The 1435-nt window shown below is 36.7% G+C and carries 1 protein-coding gene; it reads right to left on the bottom strand.

The window, feature by feature from the left end; all coding sequences use genetic code 11:
* Positions 1-31: 31 nt before the first annotated feature.
* A protein-coding gene (locus BCI01S_RS25075) for an IS3 family transposase (protein ID WP_095259293.1) occupies positions 32-1380 on the bottom strand; the annotation gives its coding sequence in 2 pieces (ribosomal slippage) (positions 32-924 and positions 924-1380; 1350 coding nt in all).
* Positions 1381-1435: the final 55 nt, after the last annotated feature.

The following is a 1435-nucleotide window of genomic DNA, read 5'->3' as shown; positions in this document are numbered from 1 at the left end:
TGATCTGAACCCAAAAAGTTAGACACGGGATTTAGGCAGCTACTAGGGCATGAGTTCGATATTGCACCGGACTCATGCCTTTTAATTTTGTCTTAATCCGTTTGTGGTTATAGTAGTGAATGTAATTCTCTAATTCTTCTTTAAAATGCTCCATACTCTCAAATTCTTTTAAATAGAGTAATTCAGACTTTAATAAGCCAAAGAAATTCTCCATGACTGCGTTATCTAAACAATTCCCCTTACGTGACATACTTTGAGTAATCTCATGTTTCTTTAAAGCATGTTGGTACTTCTTCATTTGATAATGCCAACCTTGATCCGAATGGAGGATAGGGGTGTCACCCTCTTTCAAATGCTCAAAAGCTTTGTCCAGCATTTTCGAAACAAGTAGATAAACAGGACGCTTTTCTATGTTATAAGCGATGATTTCTCCGTTGAATAAATCTAGAACGGGGGACAAATATAGCTTCTCCCCGTGTAGATGGAATTCTGTTACATCCGTTACCCACTTTTCGTTTGGTTTCGATGCTTTAAAATCACGTTCCAAAATATTTGGGGCTATTTTCCCTACTTGCCCACGGTAGGAACGATATTTTTTCATACGCACAAGACACTTTAATCCCATCTCATTCATAAGACGGCGGACTGTTTTATGATTTATTTTGATGCCTCGGTTATGTAATTCTAATGTGATCCGACGATATCCATATCGTCCCTGATGTTCATCAAAAATCTCCTGAATTAACTCTTTAACTTCCTTATATTTATCTGGGCGATCCATTTGTTTTACCCAATAGTAATACGTACTACGCGCAATACCAGCGACCTTTACTAGATCAATCACTTTAAATTCTTGCCTTAATTCATAAATTATTTGCGCTTTGTCCTGTTCTGTAGTTTTTCCTTTTCTTGAATTAAGGCATGTAACTTTTTTAAGTAAGCATTCTCCATCCGTAAACGTTCATTTTCAGCTCGTAATGCTTCTTCAGACCCTTCTACTGGTTGAGGTTTATTCGTTTCCTTTTTCATTGGTGGGCGCCCCTTTTGTGTTGGTTTCAGGGCGTCAATTCCATGTAATTCAAAACCTTTTTGCCATTTTAGAATGGTACTATGTGTTGCAATGTTAAATATTGCAGCAGTTTCCCTTATAGACGTCCCTGTCTCTCTCATATAATTCAGTACGTCTAGTTTAAACTGTGTTGTATAAGATGTATAGGGTTTTATTAAAGCATCGGCACCATGATATTCATATTGTTTTATCCAATTTAATAAGACTGTATGATGTACCCCTATGGATTTCGCAATAAATTTTACCCCCTCCGTTCCCTGTAGATAACGAATAACTGCTTCTATTTTTTCCTCTATATTAAATTTAGACATATAAAAACTGCACCTCCAACTGTTAGTTTGTGTCTAACAATTGGGGTGCAGTTCA

This window comes from Niallia circulans NBRC 13626, from assembly GCF_001591585.1.
Lineage (GTDB): Bacteria > Bacillota > Bacilli > Bacillales > Cytobacillaceae > Niallia > Niallia circulans.
This window is presented reverse-complemented; position numbering and strand designations above follow the sequence as displayed.